Source organism: Microbacterium sp. NIBRBAC000506063 (assembly GCF_017968845.1).
Taxonomy (GTDB): domain Bacteria; phylum Actinomycetota; class Actinomycetes; order Actinomycetales; family Microbacteriaceae; genus Microbacterium.
Genome location: NZ_CP072876.1, coordinates 1,485,543 through 1,505,393, shown reverse-complemented (window position 1 = coordinate 1,505,393; position 19,851 = coordinate 1,485,543). Strand labels below are relative to the sequence as shown.

Below are 19,851 nucleotides of genomic sequence, written 5' to 3'. Positions count from 1 at the left end.
ACCCGCGATGACCGACACCGGCAGCGAAGTGGTCACCTATGAGGTGCACGGGCCCACGGCGATTATCCGCCTGAACCGCCCGCAGTACCGCAACGCGCAGAACTCCAAGGTCACCTACGCGCTCGATGCCGCCTTCACCCGCGCCGTCGACGAGGACCAGGTCAAGGCGATCGTCCTGGCCGGCAACGGCGACCACTTCTGCGCCGGCCACGACATCGGCAGCCCCGAGCGCGACATCCACGAGAGCTTCGAGCGCAAGGCCGTCATCTGGTGGGATCACGTCGGCGCGCAGGGCGTCGACTCCCGCTTCGCCCGCGAGTCCGAGGTGTACCTGGGAATGTGCCGCCGCTGGCGCGAGATCCCCAAGCCCACGATCGCCATGGTGCAGGGTGCTTGCATCGCCGGTGGCCTCATGCTCGCCTGGTCCTGCGACTTCATCGTCGCCTCCGACGACGCCTTCTTCCAGGACCCGGTCGTGATGATGGGCATCCCCGGCGTGGAGTTCTTCTCGCATCCGTGGGTGACGAATCCCCGCGCCGCGAAGGAGTGGCTCTACACCGGAGATCGGATGCCGGCGGCCCGCGCCCACGAGCTCGGCATGGTCAACCACGTGGTGCCGCGCGCAGAGCTCGAGGAGCACACTCTCCAGATCGCCGAGCGCATCGCGCGGATGCCGCGGTTGGGACTGGCGCTGACGAAGAAGGCGGTCAACCAGGCCGAAGACCTGCAGGGCCTGCGTGCCGGAATGGACTCCGTGTTCGGCCTGCACCACGCCGCCCACGCCCACAACGCCGAGGTCCAGGGCGACTCCCTGGCCGGCGTCGACGTGAAGAAGATCCGCGACGAGGAGAAGAAGTGAACCTCGATCTGACCCCCGAGCAGGAGGCCTTCGCCGCCGAGGCACGTGCCTGGCTCGAAGCGAACGTGCCCGCAGAGCCCCTGCCGTCGATGGACACCGAGGAGGGATTCGCCGCGCACCGCGAGTGGGAGGCGACCCTCGCCTCCGGCCGCTGGTCGGTCGTCGCCTGGCCGGAGCAGTACGGCGGACGCGACGTGGGCCTGGTCGAATGGGTGCTCTTCGAGGAGGAGTACTACCGTGCCGGCGCGCCGACACGCGTCGCGCAGAACGGCATCTCCCTGCTCGCGCCGATCCTGTTCGAGCACGGCACCCCGAGCAGCACGAGCGATACCTGGGCCCCATGACCGACGGCTCGCTCATCTGGGCGCAGGCCTGGTCCGAGCCCGGCGCCGGCAGCGATCTCGCCGCGATCCGCAGCACCGCCCGCCGCGACGACACACGCGGCGGATGGATCCTGAACGGCCAGAAGATCTGGAGCTCCCGCGCCGCATGGGCCGATCGCGGATTCGGGCTGTTCCGCTCCGACCCCACGGCGGAACGTCACCGGGGCCTGACCTACTTCCTCTTCCCGCTCGACGCCGAAGGCATCACCGTCCGCCCGATCGCGCAGCTGGACGGCACGACCGGATTCGCCGAGATCTTCTTCGACGACGTCTTCGTCCCGGACGCCGACGTGCTCGGCGCCCCCGGCGACGGCTGGCGCGTGGCGATGAGCACCGCCGGCAACGAGCGCGGGCTCTCGCTGCGGGCTCCGGGCCGCTTCCTCGCCGCGACCGATCGTCTCATCGAACTGCAGTCGGCCCATCCCGAGATCGACGAGGCGGATGCCGTCGTCGACGCCTGGATCGGCGCAGAGGCCTACCGCCTGTACACCTGGCAGACGGTCAGCACCGTCCTCGAAGGAGGCGCGGTCGGCGCCGAGGGCAGCATGAACAAGGTCTTCTGGTCGGAGCTCGACGTCGATCTCCACGAGACCGCGCTGCGCATCCTCGGGCCTCTGGCCGAACTGCGCGGCCCGGGCGCCGAACGCGACGGACGCTGGGCGGAGGATTACCTCTTCTCCCTGTCCGGCCCCATCTACGCCGGCACGAACGAGATCCAGCGCAACATCATCGCGGAGCGGATCCTGGGCCTCCCCGCGGCGGCGACGGAAGGCGGGCATGATGCGGTTCCTCCCCAGCGAAGAGCAGACCGTCTTCGCCGAGACCATCGATGAGATCGTCCAGGGACACGGCGGCTCCGAGATCGCCCAGCAGTGGGCCGCCGGAGAGTCGGATGCCGGCCTCGCCCTGTGGACGCAGTTCGCCGAGCTCGGCCTGACGGCCCTGCGAGTGCCCGAGACCCAAGGCGGCTTCGGTGGCTCGTTGAGCGACCTCGCCATCGTGTTCGAGCGTCTCGGGTACCACGGAGTGCCCGGCCCCTACATCGAGTCGATCGCATTCCTGCCCGCGCTCGTGGACGAGGCCACCCGCGATGCCATCGTCGCCGGCGAGATCGCCACGGTCGGCATCGACGGTTCCGTCCCTGCAGCTCTGGACGCCTCCGTCGCCGCCCACCTGTTCCATGTCCAGGCCGGCGGACTGCACCGGGCGACCGTCCGCGAGGAGGCCGAATCCCTCGCTCCGACCCGCCGCCTCTCCTTCCTCGCCCGGAGGGTGCGGCGCAGAGCCTGGACGCGACCGCGCTGGCCGCGGCATCCGACGAGGCGTCCCTCGCGGCTGCGGCCATGCTGATCGGCGCCGGCGAGCGGCTCCTGGACGAGGCCGTCTCCTACGCGAAGGTCCGCGAGCAGTTCGGGCGCGCGATCGGCGAGTTCCAGGCGCTCAAGCACCAGCTGTCCGATGTGCGCGTCGCGCTGACCTTCGCCCGCCCTCTCGTCTGGAACGCAACCAGGGAGCTCGGCACGGAGACCGGGGAGCGCGCCGTCTCCGCTGCCAAGGTCGCCGCTTCCGGCGCCGCGGCCCTCGCCGCACGAGCCTCGCTGCAGGTGCACGGCGCGATCGGCTACACCTCGGAGCACCCGCTGCGCATCTGGCTCGGCCTCGCGCACGCGCTTCCGACCGTATGGGGGACCCCCGCCCACCACCGCGCACGCATCGCCCGTGCGATACTCCCTGACTACGCCGTTTGAACGAGAAGTGACACCATGACACTCGACCTCACCGAAGAACAACTCGAACTCGCCGGCATGCTGCGCGCCATCCTGGGGCAGCGCTCCGACGGCACCGCGATCCGACGCGCGGTAGAGTCCGCCGAGGGCTTCGACGCGGGACTGTGGTCGTTCCTGTGCGATGAGATCGGCATCGCCTCGCTGGCGATCCCCGAGGAGTTCGGGGGCGCGGGTTTCACACTCTTGGAGAGCCAGGTCGCGCTCGAGGAGCTCGGCTACGCGCTCGCACCGTCACCGTACCTGGGCTCGGTCGGGATCGCCGCGCAGGCGGTCCTCGCCTCCGGTGACACGGATGCCGCCGAACGTCTGCTGCCGGCCATAGCCGCAGGCGAGTCGCTGGCGGCCCTGGCGTGGGCCGCACCGGACGGGCGCTGGAACCCCGAGGGCATCGGCGTCGAGGCCTCCGCCGCCGACGCCTGGACCCTGAACGGAAACGTGCCCTTCGTGCTCGAAGGGGCGTCCGCCGACATCCTGCTGGTCATCGCCGGGACCCCCGCCGGCCCCGGCTGTTCGAAGTCACCGACGCCGCCGCAGTGACCCGCACCGCGACTCCGGCGATGGATCTGACCCTCAGAGTGGCGAGTCTCACTTTCGACGGCACGCCGGCCCGGCCCCTCGGAGAGGGCAGTGGCGATGTGATCGAGGCGGTCCACGCGCACGCGCTCACGGCCGTGTCCGCGATCCAGGCGGGCACCGCCTCGCGCGCGCTCGACATGACCGTCGAATACGCGAAGCAGCGCGTGCAGTTCGGGCGCACGATCGGTTCGTTCCAGGCGATCAAGCACCGCCTCGCGGACATGCATGTGCAGGCGGAGATCGCCCGGACGACGACGCGAGCCGCCGCCGCCGCGCTCGCGAACGGAACAGGGGACCGCCTCGAGCTCGCCGCGCTCGCCAAGATCACCTGTTCGCAGGCGCTGGAGACGATCGCCGCCGAGACGATCCAGCTGCACGGCGGCATCGCGATCACCTGGGAGCACGACGCGCACCTGGTGTTCAAGCGGGCTCACGCCCTCGGGGAGCTCTTCGGCACGGCGCGCGAGCTGCGCGGCGGCGCCGAAGAGACGGTGCTAGCTGCCCGCTGAGCGCTTCACATGCAGCGGCTCGGCGGCATCGGCCGACCAGGAGGTGCGCCGGCGATCGGGTTCCACGACCTCGTGCGGCCGCACCGGTCGCAGCGTCTGGCGGCTGCGCTGCGCAAGCTGCTGGTAGATGTGCACGCCGTTGCGCTTCCACGCGAGAGCCTGCTCGTCGAGCGTTCCGGTGACCTTGGCAGGACACCCCATCGCCATGCCTGCGGCAGGGATGGAGGTTCTGGCCGTCACGACGGCCCCCGCCGCCACGAGAGCGTTCTCTCCGATCTCGGCGCCGTCCAGGATCGTCGCGCCGATCCCGATCAGCGCGTAGGAGCCGATGCGGCATCCGTGCAGCACCGCGGCGTGGCCGATGTGGCTGTTCGGCTCGAGGATCGCGTCCTTGCCGGGGAAGGCATGGATGACGCAGGAGTCCTGCACGTTGGAGCCCTCGCCGATCAGGATGCGGCCGAAGTCGCCGCGCAGGCTCGCGAAGGGTCCGATGTAGCATCCGGGCCCGACGATGACGTCGCCGATGAGACTCGCCGTCTCGTGCACGAAGGCGGTCGGGTCCACGACGGGCACGACCCCGTCGAACTCGTACGCCGGCATCAGGCGACCTGTCCTCCGTCGATCACGAAGTCCTGCCCGGTGCAGTAGCTGCTGGCGTCGCTGGCGAGGTAGGCGACGAGGTTCGAGATCTCCTCGGGACGCCCGGCACGAGGAATCGGGATGCGGGAGATGAACCCGACGCCGGCACGGGTGTCCTCGGTGATCATCGGGGTGTCCACCGCGCCGGGGCAGACCGTGTTGACCCGGATGCCGTCGTCGGCCAGCTCGCGGGCGAGCGCACGTGAGACGCCGCGCAGACCCCACTTGGAGGCGGAGTAGGGCACCCGGTTCGCATAACCGGCGACCCCCGCAGTCGACGCGATGTTGATGATCGACGCCCCACCGCCCCGCATGAGCGGGAGAAGAGCCTGGATGCCGAGCATCGGCCCGATGAGGTTGACGTCGAGGGTGAGGCGGATCGTCCGCTCATCCGTGGACTCCAGCGGCCCCTCCGGGCAGAAGCCGGCGTTGTTGACGAGGACGTCGACACGGCCGAACGCCGCGTGGGCCGCCTCCGCCACGTCGGCCCACGCAGCTGCCGAGCTCACGTCGTGCCCCAGGCCGATCGCGTCCTCGCCGAACTCCGATGCGAACGCCGCGACCGCGTCGCCGTCGAGATCGGTCAGGACGAGCTTCGCCCCGAGTGCGTGGAAGAGCTTCGCGTGGGCACGACCTTGACCTCCCGCGGCGCCGGTGATCAGAGCGATGCGATCCGTCAGGTCGATGACAGGCATTGCGTTCATGGGTTTCCTCCGGGATAGTTATTGAACAAGCGTTTGTTTGGAGACGAGATGACGCGATTGCATCACATCGGAATCACGGTGAGCGACACCGACTCGGCGACGGCGTTCTATCGCGCGGTCACAGGCGGAGAGGCGATCGGACCGCTGCGCAAGAGCGGGCCGGCCGTCGAGGCCGCCACGGGACACTCGGGCGTAGAGATCCTGCTGACCTTCATCCGGGTGCACGGCGAGGTCTTCCTCGAGCTCGCCGAGTACCGGGGTGCCGACAACTCCCGGATCGACCCGGACAACGGCTCCATCGGCGCCGCGCACCCGGCCCTCGTGGTCGAGGATATCGAGACCACGCTCGCGCAGGTGGCTCAGCTCGGTCACGCCCCGCTGTCGGCGGTCATGACCGCGACCGCAGGCCCCTCGAGGGCTACCGCTACGTCTACGTGCTCGGCCCCGACGACGTCCGCGTGGAGCTGCTCCAGGCGCCTCATTGAGCGGACTCCTCGGCCAGGAGGATCGCCCACTCCGCCGAGACGGCGGCGGCCGTATCGACGAGATCGCTCGCCCACGACCGCCACGCGTCCGCCGACGCCTGAGGCGGGAACGCGAACAGCGCAATGCTCGCCGGCACTGTTCCGTCGGGCGCGATCACCGGCGCTGCCAGGATCCGCACATCGAGTGCGCCCTGCTCGAGCACCTCTGCGGCGGGCTCATAGGCACCCGCGATGCTGTCGAGCGCTGAGACGATACGGGGGTCCACCCCTCCTGCCCGCTGTGTCGATGATGACGGGATATCGTCTCCCAATGCGCATCGTGATTACGTGCGACGAGTCCGATCGACCAACCACGAGCGCGTACTCGATCCAGGCGCTCCGCCGCGGCCGCACCAGCCGCTCCCGCATCCGTCCATCTCGGCTCGAGCCCGGCGTCGAACGCCGCGAACACCGCGCCATAGGGAACACGCAGCGGCAGGCGCTGACCCAGGTAGCCGCGCACGGATCGGTCCGCACCCGACACGGCCCCGACGATGATGAGGTCGCCGCCGAGACGGGCCTGCACATAGGCGTCGAGCCCGGTCCGGGCGGCAAGCGCACCTAGAAGGGGACGAGCGACCTCGGCGATCTGTAGGCTCCTGCTCAGCTCCGCCGGAGTCTGCGCAGGTTCGGTGACCTTGTCGAACCGCCCATACCCGCCCTGGAAGAACAGCAGCGGCCCGGCAGGCTCCTCGGTATCGAGCGCTGTGACGGTGCCGACCACGATGTCGTGGTCTCCGGCTTCGTGACGCGCGGTCGCCTCGCAGTCGATCCAGGCCACCGCACCCGCGAGGATGGGATTGCCGGCGGGCGATCGGCGCCACGCGACACCGTCGAACTTGTTCGGGTCACGACCGGCCAGCCGGCGACACAGCTCCTCCTGTTCTTCGCTGAGCACATTCACGCAGAAACGCGGCGATTCACGCAGTCGCGCGTAGCTGGACGAAGTTCGTGACGGCAGGAAGGCGACCAGAGGCGGATCCAGCGACACCGAGGTGAAGGAGCCGACCACCATGGCGATCGCCTGTCCGTCCGGATGCATCGCGGTGACGACCACGACACCGGTCGGAAAGTGTCCGAGCACATCGCGGAAACGGCGCGGCTCCAGATCCGGCTGGGCGTGCTGTTCGGCGCTCATTCGCTCAAGTGCCCTCTCAGCGTGGTCCGCGAGTACTCGCGACGGAACAGCCCTCGCTGCTGGAGGATCGGCACCACCTGCTCCGCGAACTCCCTGAGCCCCTGCGGCAGGTCAGCGGGGAGCACGATGAAGCCGTCCGCGGCGCCGGCGGTGAACCACTTCTCGAGATCGTCGGCGATCGACTCCGGCGTTCCGATCACCGGTCGATGACCCAGGGTGAGGGAGATCCGCTGGGCCAGCTGCCGAAGAGTGAGGCCGTCTCGCAAAGCGGTCTCGATGTACAGCCGTGGCCGGGACACGCTGGCGTTATCGGCGAGATGCGGGCGCAGATCGGGCAGGGGCTCATCCGGGTCGAGACCATCGAGGTCGAGGTTGCCCAGATGGTGCGAGAGGAAGGCGCCCAACCCTTCGACGTCGACATAGCTCCCGAACTCGGCCGCGAGCCCACGCGCCTCCTGCATCGTGGAGCCGACGAAGGGCATGATCCCCGGCAGCACCTTGAGAGCGCCTGGCTCGCGCCCGTGCTCCGCGGTGAGTGCTCGCGTCTGCGCGACGAACGCGCGGCTGGACTCGATATCCCACTGCGTGGTGAAGGTCAGCTCCGCCCACGCGGCACCGAGATTCATCCCGGGGCCGGACGATCCGGCCTGCGAGATCACGGGCCTCCCCTGAGGGGAGCGCCGCACCGGGAGCGGACCCTTCACCTGGAAGTGCTTGCCCTCATGGTCGGCGGACCGGATCCGATTCAGGTCCGCGTATCTTCCGTCCGCCGCATCGGCGACGATCGCATCCGGTGCCCAGCCGTCCCACAGCGCGGCGACGACCTCGACGAACTCCTCGGCGCGCTCATAGCGGTCGGCGTGATCCGGGAGAGCCGCGGATCCGTAGTTCGCGGCCGATGCCCGACGGCCGTGGTGACCACGTTCCAGCCGGCGCGCCCCGCGCTCAAGTGGTCCAGTGTCGCGAACTGACGAGCGACCGTGAATGGATCGTTGAACGTCGTCGAGCTGGTCCCACCAGGCCGATCCGCTCGGTGAAGCCGGCAAGCGCCGAGAGCACCGCCACCGGGTCCGGCCGCTCGGTGGCGTCCGTCGCGATCTGATCGCCGACGGCGAGCACATCGGCGAGGAAGTACGCATCGAAGCACGCCGCCTCGGCGATACGAGCAGTATCGACCCAGTGCTCCAAGCTGAGCGCGGATGCCGCGTCCGTGCGTGGAGAGCGCCACGCCGCCTGGGCAGCCCCGACTCCCTGGATATACGCGGCCAAGTGCATCATGATCCTCTTCTCCTCGTTCGCTGGTGTGTCATCATCGGTCTCCGCCCCGAGCGAAGGATGATTCGGCGAGCTCCACGAGATCGCCTTCGTCTAGCGCGAGCGCCGTCGCCTGGGCCGAGTCGCGCACGCTCTCCGGGCGGCTCGCGCCCGGTAACGCGATCATGCGCGGCGAGAGCGAGAGGAGCCAGGCCAGAGCGACCCGCTGAACGCTCACGCCATGGCGTTCGGCGACCCGGGCGAACACCGGCGCCGCCTCGCCGAGCCCCTTCGCCGCCCGCATGCCGCCGAACGGACCCCAGGCGAGGAAGGCGAGCCCGTGTTCCTCGCACATGCGCAGGACCGGATCGCTGGAGCGCTCGAGCGGCGAGTACTCGTTCTGCACGCTCACCAGCGCGTCGCCGAGGACGTCGATCGCGATCCGAAGCAGAGTCTCGTCGACGTTCGAGACGCCGATGCGCAAGGCGATGCCCTCCTCGACGAGTTGGCGCAGCGCACCCATCGAGTCGGCGTAGGGCACGCGCGGGTCGGGTCGATGGTGCTGATAGAGCGGCAGCGCCTCGAGCCCGATTCGGCGTAGAGAGTTCCGTGCCGCCTGTGCCAGGTGCTCGGGGCTTCCGTCGATCCACCAGGTGGCGTGCGGCCCGCGGGTGTGCCCACCCTTGGTGGCGATGATCACGCGCGCAAGAGCCTCGGGCCGCGTGCGCAGCGCTGCGACGAGCGCCTGTTCGTTCACGCCCATCTCGCTCGTCGGCCCATAGCTGTCAGCCGTGTCGAAGAGCGTGACACCGGCATCCAATGCCGCCTGCACCGCGTGCACGCCGCGGGCGCGATCGGCGTCGAGGGTCTGCGTGAGCGTCATCGCCCCATCCCGATGGCCGACACGAACACGTCCCGAGCGAGCGCTGCGCGATCACTTCCCGACCACCGTCCATCCACCGTCGACGGGAAGGCACTGCCCAGTAACATGGGTCGCCTCCGCCAGGAGCCAGACGATCGCCTCGGCGATCTCACGCGGTTCGGCGAGCCTCCCAAGGGGAGTGCGCTGTTCCGCGGCGCTCAGGTCGTATCCGCGCTGTCGCATGTCCTCGACCATCGGAGTGAGCGTGTGCCCGGGGGCGACGGCGTTCACGCGCACACCCAACGGTGCCCACTCGATCGCGAGGTTCTCCATGAGCTGGCGTTCGGCGGCCTTGGCCGGCCCGTAGTCGGTCTGGTTCGCCCAGCCCGATAGGCCGTCGTCGACGAGAGCAGCACTATCGATCCAGGCGCACCGCCGAGCCTTCCGACAACGGCGCGGGTCACCGCGAGGGCCCCACGACGTGGATGTCGAACTGTCGTCGCAGCGCATCCAGCTCCATCTCCAGCGCCGGGACGAACGTGCCGCGGATGCCGTGACTCGCGACGACTCCGCTGACCGGCGCGCGGTCGAAAGCGCGCCGGGCCGCGGCATCGACGGCGCTCTCATCGCGCACATCGACGATTTCCGTCATGACTCCCTCACGATCGCTGGGCTGGAGATCGAACACCGTCACGAGGTTGCCGCGCTCGCGCAGGAGGTCCACGACCGCGGCGCCGATCCCGCTGGAGCCTCCGGTGACGATCACATGTGCGGTCTGTGCAATCCGAGTCATTCGTTCCTCCTCGACAACGGCGTCTGACGCCATGGTAACCTGGTTCCCAAACAAGCGCTAGGTTTAGTCGCGCAGAATGCAGTGTGCCGCAGTGTCGCGAGAAGGAGCACGAATGTCAGACAAGCGATGGAGCATCGACGAGGCCGTGGCCTCGCTCGAGAGCGGGATGACGATCGGGATCGGCGGATGGGGTTCACGCCGCAAGCCGATGTCGCTGGTCCGCGCGATCCTGCGCAGCGACCTCACCGATCTCACCGTCGTCACCTTCGGCGGCCCGATGCCGGCCTCCTCGCCGCGGCGGGGAAGATCCGCAAGCTCGTGTACGGCTTCGTCACTCTCGACTCGATTCCGCTCGACCCGCTGTTCACACAGGCACGCGAGCGCGGCGCGCTGCAGATCGAGGAGTACGACGAGGGAATGTACGTCGCCGGCCTCCGTGCCGCGGGTGCGCGCCTGGACTTCCTGCCGATCCGTGCAGGACTCGGCTCGGATGTGCTCCCCGCCAATCCGCACCTTCGCACCGTGAAGTCCCCGTACTCCGACGAGGAGTACGTGGCGATGCCGGCGCTGAACCTCGACGTCGCGCTCGTGCACGTCAACCGCGCCGATGCCAAGGGCAACGCGCAGTACCTGGGCCCGGACCCGTACTTCGACGACCTCTTGGCGATGGCCGCACAGCGCACGATCGTCTCCGCGGAGAAGGTGGTTCCGACATCCGATCTGCTCGAGGAGGGCAGCTTCCACACGCTGCTGTTCAGCCGCATGTTCGTCTCGGGCGTCGTCGAGTCACCGCACGGCGCCCACTTCACCACCTGCGAGCCCGACTACGGCCGCGACGAGACCTTCCAGCGCCACTACGCGACGGCGGCGAAAGACCCCGACGCCTGGGCGGAGTTCGAGCGCACCTTCCTCCAGACCGACGAAGCCGGCTATCACGCCGCCGTCACCGCCTTCCACGCCACGCAAGGAGCAGCATGACCACCGACGCAACGCTCGCCGAGATCTGCATCGCGGCCTGTGCGGACACCTATCGCGAGTCCGGCGAGATCCTGGCCCACGCCGTCGGGATCATTCCGACCCTCGGCGCGCGCCTGGCCAAGCTCACCACTGCCCCTGACATCGTGCTCAGCAACGGCGAGGCGTTCTTCCTCAGCGGGCCGCCGACGCCCGGCGCGCCGGAGACGGAGGACTCCGTCATCGAGGGCTGGGCGCCGTTCCGCCGCATCTTCGAGATCCTCGCGACCGGACGCCGCCAGAGCATGATGGGCGCGAGCCAGATCGATCGTTACGGCAATCAGAACATCTCGCTCATCGGCGACTGGGACCATCCGAAGCGACAGCTCATCGGCGTGCGCGGCGCCCCGGGCAACACCGCCAACCACCGCGTCGACTACTGGATCTCCCGACACAGCACCCGCATCTTCGTCGAGAAGGTCGACATGGTCTCCGGTGTCGGCAATGATCGCGCTCGCGAGGCCGGCCTGACGCACCATCACCTCGGCGTGATCGTGACGAACCTCGCGGTCTTCGGCTTCGGCGACGACGGCCGCGCGGTGCTGCGCTCGATCCACCCCGGTGTGGATCCGCAGACGGTGATCGACAGCACGGGCTTCGCCGTGGACGCCGAGGGCGTGCCCGCGACGCGGATCCCGGATGCCGAGGAACTGCGCCTCATCCGCGATGTGCTGGATCCCCGGGCCACCCGCGCTCGCGAAGTCGCGGAGTGACGCGGAGCTGCCGCTCAGTCCGCGAGGAGACCCTGGTGGAGCAGTTCGAGGAAGTTCTCGGTGAGGCTCTCGGCGGTGTGTCCCCGGCCCGGTCGGTACCAGCCGACCGAGGACCAGACGGCGTCGCGGATGAAACGGTACATGATGCCCGCGTCGAGGCTGTCCCGGAAGACGCCGACGCGCTGCCCCTCCTGCAGCTGACCGAGCCAGATCTCCTCGATGCGGAGGCTGTGCTCCTGCACGAACTCGAATCCCGGCTGCTTGGCGAGGTACGCCAGCTCGTTCTGATAGAGCCCGACAGCATCGGGCTGGCTCTCGATCGTCGTGAAGGCGTGGGCGACGAGCTTGTCGAGCACGACGCGCGGCGTGCCGTCCTCGGCGACGATCTCCTCGAATCGCTCGAGCAGCCCCGTCATGAAGCTGCGCAGGATCTCCTGCAGGATCGCCTCCTTGGAGGCGAAGTGATGGTACAGACTGCCCGAGAGGATACCGGCCTCATCCGCGATATCGCGTACGGTGGTCGCCGAATAGCCCCGGCGGGCGATGAGATGCGCGGCGATCCCGAGGATCTGCTCTCGTCGTTCGGAGGTCTGCTCCTGGCTTCCGACTCGCGGACTGGCTGCCATGGGTTCTCCCTTACGTGGAATTCTGTAATGACAAGCGTTTGTTCAAGTCTGCCCTATCCCGGGCCGATGCACACCAGAATGTCGGAGTGTACGCATGATAGTGGAAAGGATCGCCATGACGGCATCATCTGCGACGACGATTCCCGCAATGCTCGGCGAGATGGCGGCACTCGGCACGCATCCGGCCGTCGTCGAAGGCGACGAGGTCGTGAGCTACGCGGAGCTGCATGAGCGGGTCAAGGACGTCGCCCGCTCCTATCTCGCCCAAGGCGTCCGTCACGGCGACCGCGTGGCGGTGTGGGTGCCCAACCGTCTGGAATTCATCCTCGCGATGCTGGGCGCGCAGTCGATCGGCGCAGCGGTGATCCCGCTCAACACCCGCTACACCGGCCACGAGGCGGCGGCGATCCTGGCCCGGTCCCGCGCATCGGCGGTCGTCATGGCCGAAGGCTTCCTCGGCAAGTCCTATGCGAAAGCGCTGCGTGAGGCCGCCGCAGAGCTCGGATCCGACGGCGGCGCCTGCCCCGGCCTTCCCCACCTGCGCCTCCTCGTCGCCCTCGAGGAGACATCGGATGCCGCGATCCTCTCCTGGGACGACTTCCTCGCCTCGGGCTCGGCCGTCCCCTCCGCACAACTCGACGCGGCCATCGTTGCGGTGGGGCCGGACGACATCATGGACATCCTCTTCACCTCCGGCACCACGGGCGTGCCCAAAGGGGTCATGAGCGCACACCGCCAGTCGATCGGCGTGGCCCGGGCGTGGAGTCGGGGCGCCGAGCTCTCTGTTCACGACCGCTACGCGATCGTGAACCCCTTCTTCCACGGCTTCGGCTACAAGGCGGGCCTCATCACCTCGCTGCTGTCGGGCACCACGATCTATCCCGTCGAGGTCTTCGACACCACCCGTCTGCTCGAGCTCGTCCAGCGCGAGCGCATCACCGTGCTGCCGGGCGTGCCGACGATCTTCACGTCGATGCTGGATCATCCGCGCCTGGCGGACTACGATCTCTCCTCGCTGCGCTTCGCGATCGCGGGCGCCACGGCGGCGCCGGCGACGCTGTTCCACGACATGGTGGGCACCCTGGGCTTCCAGACCGTCGCCCAGGCCTACGGCCTCACCGAATGCGTCGTGGCGACCCTGTCGCGGGCGGGCGAGTCACTTGAGCATGCCGCGGAGACGACCGGACCGGCCGTCTCCGGCATCGAGATCCGCACGGTCGGCCCCGACGGCCGCGATGTCGGCGTCGATGAGGACGGTGAGATCCTCCTCCGCGGAGACAATGTCATGCTGGGCTACTTCGAGGACGAAGAGGCGACGCGTGCGGTCTTCACAGAGGACGGATGGTTCCGCACCGGAGACATCGGCCGGCTCGACGAGCACGGATGCCTGAAGATCACCGACCGCCTCAAAGACATGTTCATCGTCGGCGGCTTCAACGTGTACCCGCGGAGGTGGAGAACGTGCTGCGCAAGCATCCGGCCGTCAACGAGTCCGCCGTGATCGGCGTTCCCGACGAGCGGATGGGCACCGTGGGTCGCGCCTTCGTGCTGCTTCTGCACAACGCCGAGCCGAAGCCGGATGCCGCGGCGCTCGACGCGTTCTGCCGTGGACACCTCGCCGGCTTCAAGGTGCCTCGGGAGTTCGTCTTCGTCGAGGACTTCCCGCGCAATGCCACCGGCAAGATCCTCAAGACCGAGCTCCGCACAGAGGGCTGAGCACTCCCGCACAGAGGAAGGGCCGGCATCCGATCCCCCGATCGGATGCCGGCCCTTCCTCTGTCGACCTCAGCTCAGGCGTTCGAGCACGAGCGCCATGCCCTGACCGCCCGCGACGCACATCGTTTCGACGGCGAACTGCTCGTCGCGCTCCTGCAGGGCGTGGATCGCGGTGGTCGTCATCCGTGCCCCGTCATGCCGTAGGGGTGCCCCAGGGCGATCGCACCGCCGTTGACGTTGACCTTCTCGGGGTCGATGCCCAGGTCGTCGATCGAGGGGACGACCTGAGCGGCGAAGGCCTCGTTGAGCTCGAGGATGTCGATGTCGGAGATCGACATCCGGGCGTGGGCGAGCGCCTTCTCGACGGCGGAGACGGGACCCAGCCCCATGATCTCGGGGGAAAGCGCGGAGACGCCGGTGGAGACGATCCGCGCGAGCGGCGTGAGCCCGAGCTGGGCGGCGCGCACGTCGCTCATGATGACGAGGGCCGCGGCGCCGTCGTTGAGTGCGCAGCAGTTCGCCGCAGTCACGGTGCCGTGCGGGCGGAAGACCGGCTGCATCCCGCTGATGCCCTCCAGCGTGACTCCTGAACGCGGCCCGTCGTCGCTGCGGACGACGGTGCCGTCGCCGAGGGTGATCGGGGTGATGTCGCGTTCCCAGAAGCCGCGCTCGCGCGCCGCCTCGGCACGGTTCTGACTGAGAACCGCCCACTCGTCCTGCACCTGACGGGAGACGCCGCGCAGCGAGGCGACGTTCTCCGCGGTCTCGCCCATCGAGATGTAGATGTCGGCCAGTTCCCCTTGTGCTCGCGGGTCGGACCACACGTAACCCGGATCCTGCGCGTGACGGGCGGTGCGCGCGGCTGCCTCGTCGTAGCGAGGGTGCTTGGTGTCGGCGCCGCCGTCGGACTTGCCGAAGCCGAACTGCGAGATCGCCTCGACACCGGCGGAGACGAACACGTCGCCCTCGCCCGCCTTGATCGCATGGAAGGCCATGCGCGTCGTCTGCAGTGAGGAGGAGCAGTAGCGGTGGACGGTCGTGCCGGGCACGGTGTCCCAGCCCAGCTGGAGGGCGATCATGCGCCCGATGTTGTAGCCCTGCCTGCCGGCCGGCTGCGCACAGCCCACCATGAGGTCGACGATCTCGGCCGGATCCAGCCCGGGTACGGCATCGACGGCGGCCCGGACCATCTGCGTGGCCAGATCGTCGGCGCGCATGTCCTTCAGGCTGCCCTTGCCCGCGCGACCGATCGGCGATCGCGCCGCGGAAACGATGACTGCTTCGGTCATGAGAGTGCTCCTTGCTCAGGGTCGGTGTGCTCGGCGGCGCCGAAGATGTCTGCGTGGGGGTGTGCGCCAGGAAGGCGGGCAACTCGCCGCCGCCGTCGACGGGGACGACGGCTCCCGTGAGGTGCGCGGCCAGGGGAGAGGCGAGCATGACGCAGACCCGCCCGATGTCCGCGGGCTCGGCGAGCCGTCCGCGCGGGATGGTGCGCGCGATCGCGGCGTACTGTTCGGGAGTGCCGTAGTGATCGACCGCCGACTCCGTGGCGACGAGGCCGCTGCTGACCGCGTTGACGCGGACCGTCGGGGCCCACTCGGCGGCGAGGCTCCGGCTGAGGCTCTCGAGCGCCGCCTTGGCGGCCCCGTACACGGCTGTGCCGGGGCTCGGACGGCGCGCGCTGATGGAGGTGATGTTGACGACGGAGCCGCCAGTGGCACGCAGCGCCTCGTATGCGGCACGGGAGGCGACGGCCGCAGAGAGGAAGTTCAGCTCGGTGATGGCGCGGATGTAGCGCGGGGATCCTGTCTCGAAGCGGCCGAACGGCGATCCGCCGACGTTGTTGACCAGCACGTCGAGGCGGCCGCGGCGGCGCACGATACCGGCGATCCATTCCTCGATCTGCGTGTCGTCTCGCACATCGACGGCGGTGAAGGCGGCGCTCCGACCGCCCCGAGAGGGCAGCTCCTCCGGTGTGCTGCGGCCGCAGATCTCCACGGCGGCGCCGGCTTCTAGGAAGGACTCTGCGATGCCGCGGCCGACGCCGCGCGCGCCGCCGGTCACGGCGACCACCTTGCCGGCGAAATCGAGAACCAGACTCACGATGTCTCCTCCGAATCTGCGCGCACAAGCAACGTGCGACGAGCCTGTCCATACTACCAAACAAATGCTAGGTTTGTTTCATGATCAGCGTCGTCCCTTCACCGCCCACTCCCCGCGTCGTCGTGGTCACGGGGGCGCCCTCGGCATCGGCGGCGGCATCAGCCGTCGTTTCGCGGCAGACGGCGCTCATGTCGTGCTCGTGGACGTGGACGCGGACGCGGCGGCGGCCACGGCATCCGACATCGGCGCCGCAGGCGGCCTCTGCACGTCCGTCATCGGCGACATCACCGACGACGCCACCGTCACCGCACTCGCGGACGAGATCGAACGGGCGCACGGACGCGTCGATGTGCTGGTCAACAACGTCGGCGACTTCCGGCCGGCGAAGTCCTTCTTCGCCAAGAGCCCGCCCGAGCAGTGGCAACGTCTCCATGAGCTGAACCTGTGGCACGTGTTCACCGTGACCCGCGCGCTTCTGCCCTGGATGCTGGAGCAGCAGAGCGGATGCATCGTCAACGTCTCCACGGTGGAGGCCTACCGGGGCATCCCGGGCAACGCCGTGTACTCCGCCTACAACGCCGGCGTCTCGGCGTTCACCAAGAGTCTCGCGGTCGAGCTCGGCCCCTCCGGCATCCGCGTCAACGCGATCGCCCCCGATCTCGCCGATACGGAGCAGACCCCGGCCGAACTCATGCTCGCCGGCCGCGACCCGGCGCTGCTGCGCTCCTGGCTCCCGGCCGGCCGCTTCGGCACACCTGAGGACTTCTCCGGCGTCGTGACCTTCCTCGCCTCCCCGAAGCCTCGTTCATCACCGGGCACACGATTCCCGTCGACGGCGGCACGCTCGCGGCCTCCGGCTGGTACGGCAGGGCAGAGGGCCGCGGCTGGACGAACATGCCGGATCGGGCCTGACGACGACCGAGGCCGAGGATCGCCGCGAGATCCACGAGCTGAGCTCCTGCTGCGCCGTGGCTCCGAGGATCCTCTCCACGAGAATCGCGCACGGGTGCGACTCTGGGCGATGACCCATCCGGACAGAGCCTGCTAGCCGCATCCGGACCCCCATGACGAGAGGGCCGCAGCGGTGACGATCCGCTGCAGCCCTCTCATCTACCGTGACTCACCCGGCGCCGAAGTACGCCTTCTGCAGATCCTCGGCCGTGATCTTCGAAGCCGGACCGGCGAGCACGGTCTTGCCCATCTCGACCACCGACACCTCATCCGCGATGGCGACCGAGTCCTGCACGGCCTGCTCGACCAGGAGGATGCCGATGCCGGTGTCCTTGAGATCGTGCACGCGTTCCATGACCTCCTTGACGACGACGGGGGCGAGGCCCTGGCTGGGCTCATCGAGGATGAGGAGCGTGGGCTTGGCCATGAGCGCCTGGCCGATGGCGAGCATCTGCTGCTGGCCGCCGGACATGCTCGCCGCATGCAGAGCGCGCTTGCTCCCCAGGATCGGGAAGAGCTGATAGATCTCCTCGACGGATGCCGCGAGGGCACGCTTTCCCTTCTTCTGCGAGAAGCCGCCGAGCAGGAGGTTCTGCTCGATCGTCAACTCGCGGAAGATCTTCTTGCCCTCCTGCACGTAGGAGATGCCCTTCGCGACCCGCTTGTGCGGCGCATCGGAGGACAGCGGCTCCCCCAGATAGCTGATGCTGCCGCCGAACAGCCGGTTCAGACCCGTGATCGCCCGCAGCGTCGTGGTCTTGCCCGCACCGTTGCGGCCGAGAAGCACCGTGATCTCACCGGCCCGGACCGTGAGCGAGACGTCGCGGACCACCTTGAGGTCGCCGTACCCGGTCTGCACGCCGGACAGTTCCAACAGGACGTCACTCATCATCGCCTCCTGAGTTGTCGGCCGCAGCTTCGGCGGTCACACCGAGGTACTCCTCCATCACGCGCGGGTTCTGCTCGATCTGCGCCGCGTCGCCGTGCGCCATGACCGCGCCCTGAGCCAGCACGTAGATGTCATCGGCCACGCGCAGCACGAGCTGGAAGTTGTGCTCGACCAGGATCACGGTCATCCCGGCGTCACGCAAGCGGATCACGAGAGACTCCAGCACCTCGAGCTCGTCCTCGTCGAGCCCCGAGGCGACCTCATCGAGGAGGATCACCTTCGGGTTGCTCACGAGGCTCCGGGCGACCTCCAGGAGGCGCCGGTTGCCCAGGGGGAGCGAGTCGGCCAGCTCATCGCGCTGATCGCTGAGCCCGACGAGCGCGAGAGCGCGCTCAGCTTCGATGCGGTCGGTGTTCTTCGACCTCCAGAACGACGGCATCCGCAGTACAGAGGCGAGGATGCTCGCGCGATCGTGCGCATAGCGGCCGGTCTCGACCGCTTCGAGCACCGTCAGCTTCTCGGGCACGTTCGGGGTCTGGAACGTGCGCGAGACACCGGCGCGGGCGACCTTGTAGGACGGAAGTCCCTGGATGTGCTCGCCGTCGAGGGATATCGTGCCCTCGTCGGTGCGGTAGAAGCCGGAGATCATGTTCAGCAGCGTCGTCTTGCCCGAGCCGTTGGGGCCGATGATCGCGGTGATCTGGCCCGGGTGGGCCTCGACGCTCACCTTCGACAGCGCCTGGTTCCCACCGAACGCCTTGGAGACGTCCTCGGTGCGCAGGAGTGCGCCGTCGAGATGCGGGATCTCGGTCGTGACCTCGAACTCCTCGCGGATGCCGGCTTTCGCCTTCGCCACGATGTCCACGCGTCGCACGAGGGAGCGCACCGCACCGGACAGCCCGCCGGTGAAGGCGACTCCCCGATGAGCAGGAAGCCGCCGGCGATGATCAGACGGTACTGATCGAAGCTCGTCGACTGATACATGCCGAACTGCAGCACGGTCGCCCCGACCAGGGCACCGTAGATGCTCGCCGAGCCGCCGAAGATCGACGCCGCCAGAACGGTCATCGCGAAGGAGAAGGCGAACGCCTCCGGCGAGATGAACAGGTCGAGGTTGGCGAACAGCGCTCCGGCGACACCCGCCGGCAAGGCACCGATCGCGTAGGCGGTGAGCTTCGCCCGGAAGACCGAGATCCCATCGAGGCGGCAAGCACCGGGCTCTGCTTGAGCACTCGCAGTGCCTGCCCATGCCGGGAGACGATGAGGTTGCGCATCAGTGCGAAGATCACGATCGTGATGGCCACGATGATCAGGTAGTAGGTGCGCCCGTCGATCATCTGCCCGAAGGATGTCGGGGCTGGATGCCGGCGAGTCCGTTGCGGCCGCCGGTCTGATCCTTGAAGATCGAGAGCACGTCCGGCACCATCAGGATGAGGAAGAACGACGTCATCGCCAGTGACCAGCTGCCCAGCCGCAGGCCAGGGATTCCGGAGAGGAGGCCGATGACGAGCGCGGCACTCGCGCCGACGAGGATCTGCAGCCAGATGTCGGTCACGCCCGCCTTGTTGACCAGACCCGCCGCATAAGCACCGGCCGCGTACATCGCGACCTGGCCCATGGCCAGCTCTCCGGCAAAACCGAGAGACAGGTTCAGGCCCACCACGATGAGGGCGAGGATGAGGGTCAGCTCGATCTGCCGCGTCACCGCGTAGCTCAGGCCGACGAAGGGAAGGAGCAGGAGCACGACGCCGATGGCGAGCGGCCAGATCCAGCCCGGGACCGTACGGATCTTCAACCAGAGTCCAGCCATG

The 19,851-nt window shown here is 68.7% G+C and carries 24 protein-coding genes and 6 pseudogenes; 14 read left to right on the top strand and 16 right to left on the bottom strand.

The window, feature by feature from the left end; all coding sequences use genetic code 11:
• Positions 1–7 precede the first annotated feature (7 nt).
• Genes KAE78_RS08610 through KAE78_RS08580 form a run of 7 tightly spaced genes read left to right on the top strand, consistent with a single transcriptional unit; the run spans position 8 to position 4,114 of the window.
• Positions 8–859, top strand: a complete 852-nt coding sequence (locus tag KAE78_RS08610; RefSeq protein ID WP_223170555.1) for an enoyl-CoA hydratase — start codon at positions 8–10, stop codon at positions 857–859.
• Positions 856–1,203, top strand: coding sequence for an acyl-CoA dehydrogenase family protein (locus tag KAE78_RS08605; RefSeq protein ID WP_223170554.1), 348 nt, complete (start codon positions 856–858; stop codon positions 1,201–1,203). The genes KAE78_RS08610 and KAE78_RS08605 overlap by 4 nt, the downstream gene beginning before the upstream one ends.
• Positions 1,200–2,075, top strand: coding sequence for an acyl-CoA dehydrogenase family protein (locus tag KAE78_RS08600; protein WP_223170553.1), 876 nt, complete (start codon positions 1,200–1,202; stop codon positions 2,073–2,075). Before KAE78_RS08605 ends, KAE78_RS08600 begins: the two co-directional genes overlap by 4 nt.
• A complete protein-coding gene (locus KAE78_RS08595; protein WP_223170552.1) occupies positions 2,020–2,592 on the top strand; it encodes an acyl-CoA dehydrogenase family protein in 573 nt (190 codons plus the stop codon). The genes KAE78_RS08600 and KAE78_RS08595 overlap by 56 nt, the downstream gene beginning before the upstream one ends.
• Entirely contained in the window at positions 2,586–2,990 is a 405-nt protein-coding gene (locus KAE78_RS08590; RefSeq protein WP_223170551.1) for an acyl-CoA dehydrogenase family protein, read from the top strand. Before KAE78_RS08595 ends, KAE78_RS08590 begins: the two co-directional genes overlap by 7 nt.
• A gap of 15 nt (positions 2,991–3,005) precedes the next feature.
• Complete coding sequence (locus tag KAE78_RS08585; protein WP_223170550.1) at positions 3,006–3,566, top strand: acyl-CoA dehydrogenase family protein; 561 nt, start codon at positions 3,006–3,008, stop codon at positions 3,564–3,566.
• A complete protein-coding gene (locus KAE78_RS08580) occupies positions 3,563–4,114 on the top strand; it encodes an acyl-CoA dehydrogenase family protein (protein ID WP_223170549.1) in 552 nt (183 codons plus the stop codon). Before KAE78_RS08585 ends, KAE78_RS08580 begins: the two co-directional genes overlap by 4 nt.
• On the opposite strand, the gene KAE78_RS08575 is transcribed toward KAE78_RS08580, so the two are convergent.
• Both KAE78_RS08575 and KAE78_RS08570 read right to left on the bottom strand, forming a co-directional pair.
• Entirely contained in the window at positions 4,100–4,714 is a 615-nt protein-coding gene (locus KAE78_RS08575; RefSeq protein WP_223170548.1) for a gamma carbonic anhydrase family protein, read from the bottom strand. The genes KAE78_RS08580 and KAE78_RS08575 overlap by 15 nt on opposite strands.
• On the bottom strand, positions 4,714–5,457 hold the full coding sequence (locus KAE78_RS08570) for an SDR family NAD(P)-dependent oxidoreductase (RefSeq protein ID WP_223170547.1): 744 nt from the start codon (positions 5,455–5,457) through the stop codon (positions 4,714–4,716). Before KAE78_RS08570 ends, KAE78_RS08575 begins: the two co-directional genes overlap by 1 nt.
• A 48-nt stretch (positions 5,458–5,505) precedes the next feature.
• Here KAE78_RS08570 and KAE78_RS19635 point away from each other — a divergent pair.
• Positions 5,506–5,802, top strand: a pseudogene (locus KAE78_RS19635) (VOC family protein); the annotation flags it as partial.
• Between the two features lie 133 nt (positions 5,803–5,935).
• Here KAE78_RS19635 and KAE78_RS08560 read toward each other — a convergent pair.
• From KAE78_RS08560 to KAE78_RS17615, 7 genes and pseudogenes are all read right to left on the bottom strand, one after another.
• On the bottom strand, positions 5,936–6,079 hold the full coding sequence (locus KAE78_RS08560; RefSeq protein ID WP_223170546.1) for a hypothetical protein: 144 nt from the start codon (positions 6,077–6,079) through the stop codon (positions 5,936–5,938).
• Between the two features lie 17 nt (positions 6,080–6,096).
• Positions 6,097–7,119 carry a flavin reductase gene (locus tag KAE78_RS08555; protein WP_223170545.1) on the bottom strand — a complete coding sequence of 341 codons (1,023 nt, stop codon included), beginning with the start codon at positions 7,117–7,119 and terminating at the stop codon, positions 6,097–6,099.
• Positions 7,116–8,165, bottom strand: coding sequence for an NtaA/DmoA family FMN-dependent monooxygenase (locus tag KAE78_RS08550; protein ID WP_411155921.1), 1,050 nt, complete (start codon positions 8,163–8,165; stop codon positions 7,116–7,118). The genes KAE78_RS08555 and KAE78_RS08550 overlap by 4 nt, the downstream gene beginning before the upstream one ends.
• Positions 8,069–8,266: pseudogene (locus tag KAE78_RS19630) on the bottom strand (hypothetical protein); the annotation flags it as partial. The pseudogene KAE78_RS19630 and the gene KAE78_RS08550, both read right to left, overlap by 97 nt.
• A gap of 162 nt (positions 8,267–8,428) precedes the next feature.
• Positions 8,429–9,256 (bottom strand): aldo/keto reductase, encoded by an 828-nt coding sequence (locus KAE78_RS08545; RefSeq protein WP_223170544.1) that lies wholly within the window; start codon positions 9,254–9,256, stop codon positions 8,429–8,431.
• Positions 9,257–9,307: 51 nt separating this feature from the next.
• Positions 9,308–9,745: an SDR family NAD(P)-dependent oxidoreductase gene (locus KAE78_RS17620; protein ID WP_262927604.1), complete on the bottom strand. Its 438-nt coding sequence runs from the start codon at positions 9,743–9,745 to the stop codon at positions 9,308–9,310.
• Complete coding sequence (locus KAE78_RS17615; RefSeq protein ID WP_262927603.1) at positions 9,696–10,028, bottom strand: SDR family NAD(P)-dependent oxidoreductase; 333 nt, start codon at positions 10,026–10,028, stop codon at positions 9,696–9,698. Before KAE78_RS17615 ends, KAE78_RS17620 begins: the two co-directional genes overlap by 50 nt.
• 76 nt (positions 10,029–10,104) lie before the next feature.
• On the opposite strand from KAE78_RS17615, the pseudogene KAE78_RS19625 reads away from it, so the two are divergent.
• The 3 genes and pseudogenes from KAE78_RS19625 to KAE78_RS08530 form a co-directional block, all read left to right on the top strand.
• Positions 10,105–10,233 (top strand): annotated as a pseudogene (locus tag KAE78_RS19625) (hypothetical protein); the annotation flags it as partial.
• Complete coding sequence (locus KAE78_RS08535) at positions 10,215–11,006, top strand: CoA transferase subunit A (protein WP_262927602.1); 792 nt, start codon at positions 10,215–10,217, stop codon at positions 11,004–11,006. The pseudogene KAE78_RS19625 and the gene KAE78_RS08535, both read left to right, overlap by 19 nt.
• Positions 11,003–11,755: a CoA-transferase subunit beta gene (locus tag KAE78_RS08530; RefSeq protein WP_223170543.1), complete on the top strand. Its 753-nt coding sequence runs from the start codon at positions 11,003–11,005 to the stop codon at positions 11,753–11,755. Before KAE78_RS08535 ends, KAE78_RS08530 begins: the two co-directional genes overlap by 4 nt.
• A 14-nt stretch (positions 11,756–11,769) precedes the next feature.
• Here KAE78_RS08530 and KAE78_RS08525 read toward each other — a convergent pair whose 3' ends face one another.
• Entirely contained in the window at positions 11,770–12,381 is a 612-nt protein-coding gene (locus tag KAE78_RS08525) for a TetR/AcrR family transcriptional regulator (RefSeq protein ID WP_223170542.1), read from the bottom strand.
• 115 nt (positions 12,382–12,496) lie between these two features.
• Between KAE78_RS08525 and KAE78_RS08520 the strand changes: the two genes are divergently transcribed.
• Positions 12,497–13,882: an AMP-binding protein gene (locus KAE78_RS08520; RefSeq protein ID WP_223170541.1), complete on the top strand. Its 1,386-nt coding sequence runs from the start codon at positions 12,497–12,499 to the stop codon at positions 13,880–13,882.
• Positions 13,834–14,097 (top strand): AMP-binding enzyme, encoded by a 264-nt coding sequence (locus KAE78_RS08515; RefSeq protein WP_262927601.1) that lies wholly within the window; start codon positions 13,834–13,836, stop codon positions 14,095–14,097. Before KAE78_RS08520 ends, KAE78_RS08515 begins: the two co-directional genes overlap by 49 nt.
• Before the next feature lie 69 nt (positions 14,098–14,166).
• Here the strand turns inward: KAE78_RS08515 and KAE78_RS08510 are convergent.
• Positions 14,167–15,386 (bottom strand): annotated as a pseudogene (locus tag KAE78_RS08510) (acetyl-CoA C-acetyltransferase).
• A 112-nt stretch (positions 15,387–15,498) separates the two neighbouring features.
• Positions 15,499–16,161: pseudogene (locus KAE78_RS08505) on the bottom strand (SDR family oxidoreductase); the annotation flags it as partial.
• Between the two features lie 112 nt (positions 16,162–16,273).
• Here KAE78_RS08505 and KAE78_RS08500 point away from each other — a divergent pair.
• On the top strand, positions 16,274–17,248 hold the full coding sequence (locus tag KAE78_RS08500) for an SDR family NAD(P)-dependent oxidoreductase (protein WP_223170539.1): 975 nt from the start codon (positions 16,274–16,276) through the stop codon (positions 17,246–17,248).
• A 72-nt stretch (positions 17,249–17,320) separates the two neighbouring features.
• Here the strand turns inward: KAE78_RS08500 and KAE78_RS08495 are convergent, their stop codons facing one another.
• From KAE78_RS08495 to KAE78_RS17605, 4 genes and pseudogenes are all read right to left on the bottom strand, one after another.
• Positions 17,321–18,043, bottom strand: a complete 723-nt coding sequence (locus tag KAE78_RS08495) for an ABC transporter ATP-binding protein (RefSeq protein WP_223170538.1) — start codon at positions 18,041–18,043, stop codon at positions 17,321–17,323.
• A complete protein-coding gene (locus KAE78_RS08490; protein ID WP_223170537.1) occupies positions 18,033–18,896 on the bottom strand; it encodes an ABC transporter ATP-binding protein in 864 nt (287 codons plus the stop codon). Before KAE78_RS08490 ends, KAE78_RS08495 begins: the two co-directional genes overlap by 11 nt.
• Before the next feature lie 191 nt (positions 18,897–19,087).
• Positions 19,088–19,198: pseudogene (locus tag KAE78_RS17610) on the bottom strand (hypothetical protein); the annotation flags it as partial.
• Between the two features lie 175 nt (positions 19,199–19,373).
• The gene (locus KAE78_RS17605) at positions 19,374–19,850 is read right to left on the bottom strand and encodes an ABC transporter permease subunit (RefSeq protein WP_262927600.1); all 477 of its coding nucleotides are present in this window, start codon (positions 19,848–19,850) and stop codon (positions 19,374–19,376) included.
• Position 19,851: the final 1 nt, after the last annotated feature.

What these genes read in the sequence shown, in the direction of transcription:
- KAE78_RS08610 (WP_223170555.1), top strand. Translation starts at nt 8, where the DNA reads ATGACCGACACCGGCAGCGAAGTGGTCACCTATGAGGTGCACGGGCCC.
- KAE78_RS08600 (WP_223170553.1), top strand. Translation starts at nt 1,200, where the DNA reads ATGACCGACGGCTCGCTCATCTGGGCGCAGGCCTGGTCCGAGCCCGGC.
- KAE78_RS08595 (WP_223170552.1), top strand. Translation starts at nt 2,020, where the DNA reads ATGATGCGGTTCCTCCCCAGCGAAGAGCAGACCGTCTTCGCCGAGACC.
- KAE78_RS08590 (WP_223170551.1), top strand. Translation starts at nt 2,586, where the DNA reads ATGCTGATCGGCGCCGGCGAGCGGCTCCTGGACGAGGCCGTCTCCTAC.
- KAE78_RS08585 (WP_223170550.1), top strand. Translation starts at nt 3,006, where the DNA reads ATGACACTCGACCTCACCGAAGAACAACTCGAACTCGCCGGCATGCTG.
- KAE78_RS08575 (WP_223170548.1), bottom strand. Translation starts at nt 4,714, where the DNA reads ATGCCGGCGTACGAGTTCGACGGGGTCGTGCCCGTCGTGGACCCGACC.
- KAE78_RS08570 (WP_223170547.1), bottom strand. Translation starts at nt 5,457, where the DNA reads ATGAACGCAATGCCTGTCATCGACCTGACGGATCGCATCGCTCTGATC.
- KAE78_RS08555 (WP_223170545.1), bottom strand. Translation starts at nt 7,119, where the DNA reads ATGAGCGCCGAACAGCACGCCCAGCCGGATCTGGAGCCGCGCCGTTTC.
- KAE78_RS08545 (WP_223170544.1), bottom strand. Translation starts at nt 9,256, where the DNA reads ATGACGCTCACGCAGACCCTCGACGCCGATCGCGCCCGCGGCGTGCAC.
- KAE78_RS17620 (WP_262927604.1), bottom strand. Translation starts at nt 9,745, where the DNA reads ATGCGCTGCGACGACAGTTCGACATCCACGTCGTGGGGCCCTCGCGGT.
- KAE78_RS17615 (WP_262927603.1), bottom strand. Translation starts at nt 10,028, where the DNA reads ATGACTCGGATTGCACAGACCGCACATGTGATCGTCACCGGAGGCTCC.
- KAE78_RS08535 (WP_262927602.1), top strand. Translation starts at nt 10,215, where the DNA reads ATGGGGTTCACGCCGCAAGCCGATGTCGCTGGTCCGCGCGATCCTGCG.
- KAE78_RS08530 (WP_223170543.1), top strand. Translation starts at nt 11,003, where the DNA reads ATGACCACCGACGCAACGCTCGCCGAGATCTGCATCGCGGCCTGTGCG.
- KAE78_RS08525 (WP_223170542.1), bottom strand. Translation starts at nt 12,381, where the DNA reads ATGGCAGCCAGTCCGCGAGTCGGAAGCCAGGAGCAGACCTCCGAACGA.
- KAE78_RS08520 (WP_223170541.1), top strand. Translation starts at nt 12,497, where the DNA reads ATGACGGCATCATCTGCGACGACGATTCCCGCAATGCTCGGCGAGATG.
- KAE78_RS08495 (WP_223170538.1), bottom strand. Translation starts at nt 18,043, where the DNA reads ATGATGAGTGACGTCCTGTTGGAACTGTCCGGCGTGCAGACCGGGTAC.
- KAE78_RS17605 (WP_262927600.1), bottom strand. Translation starts at nt 19,850, where the DNA reads ATGGCTGGACTCTGGTTGAAGATCCGTACGGTCCCGGGCTGGATCTGG.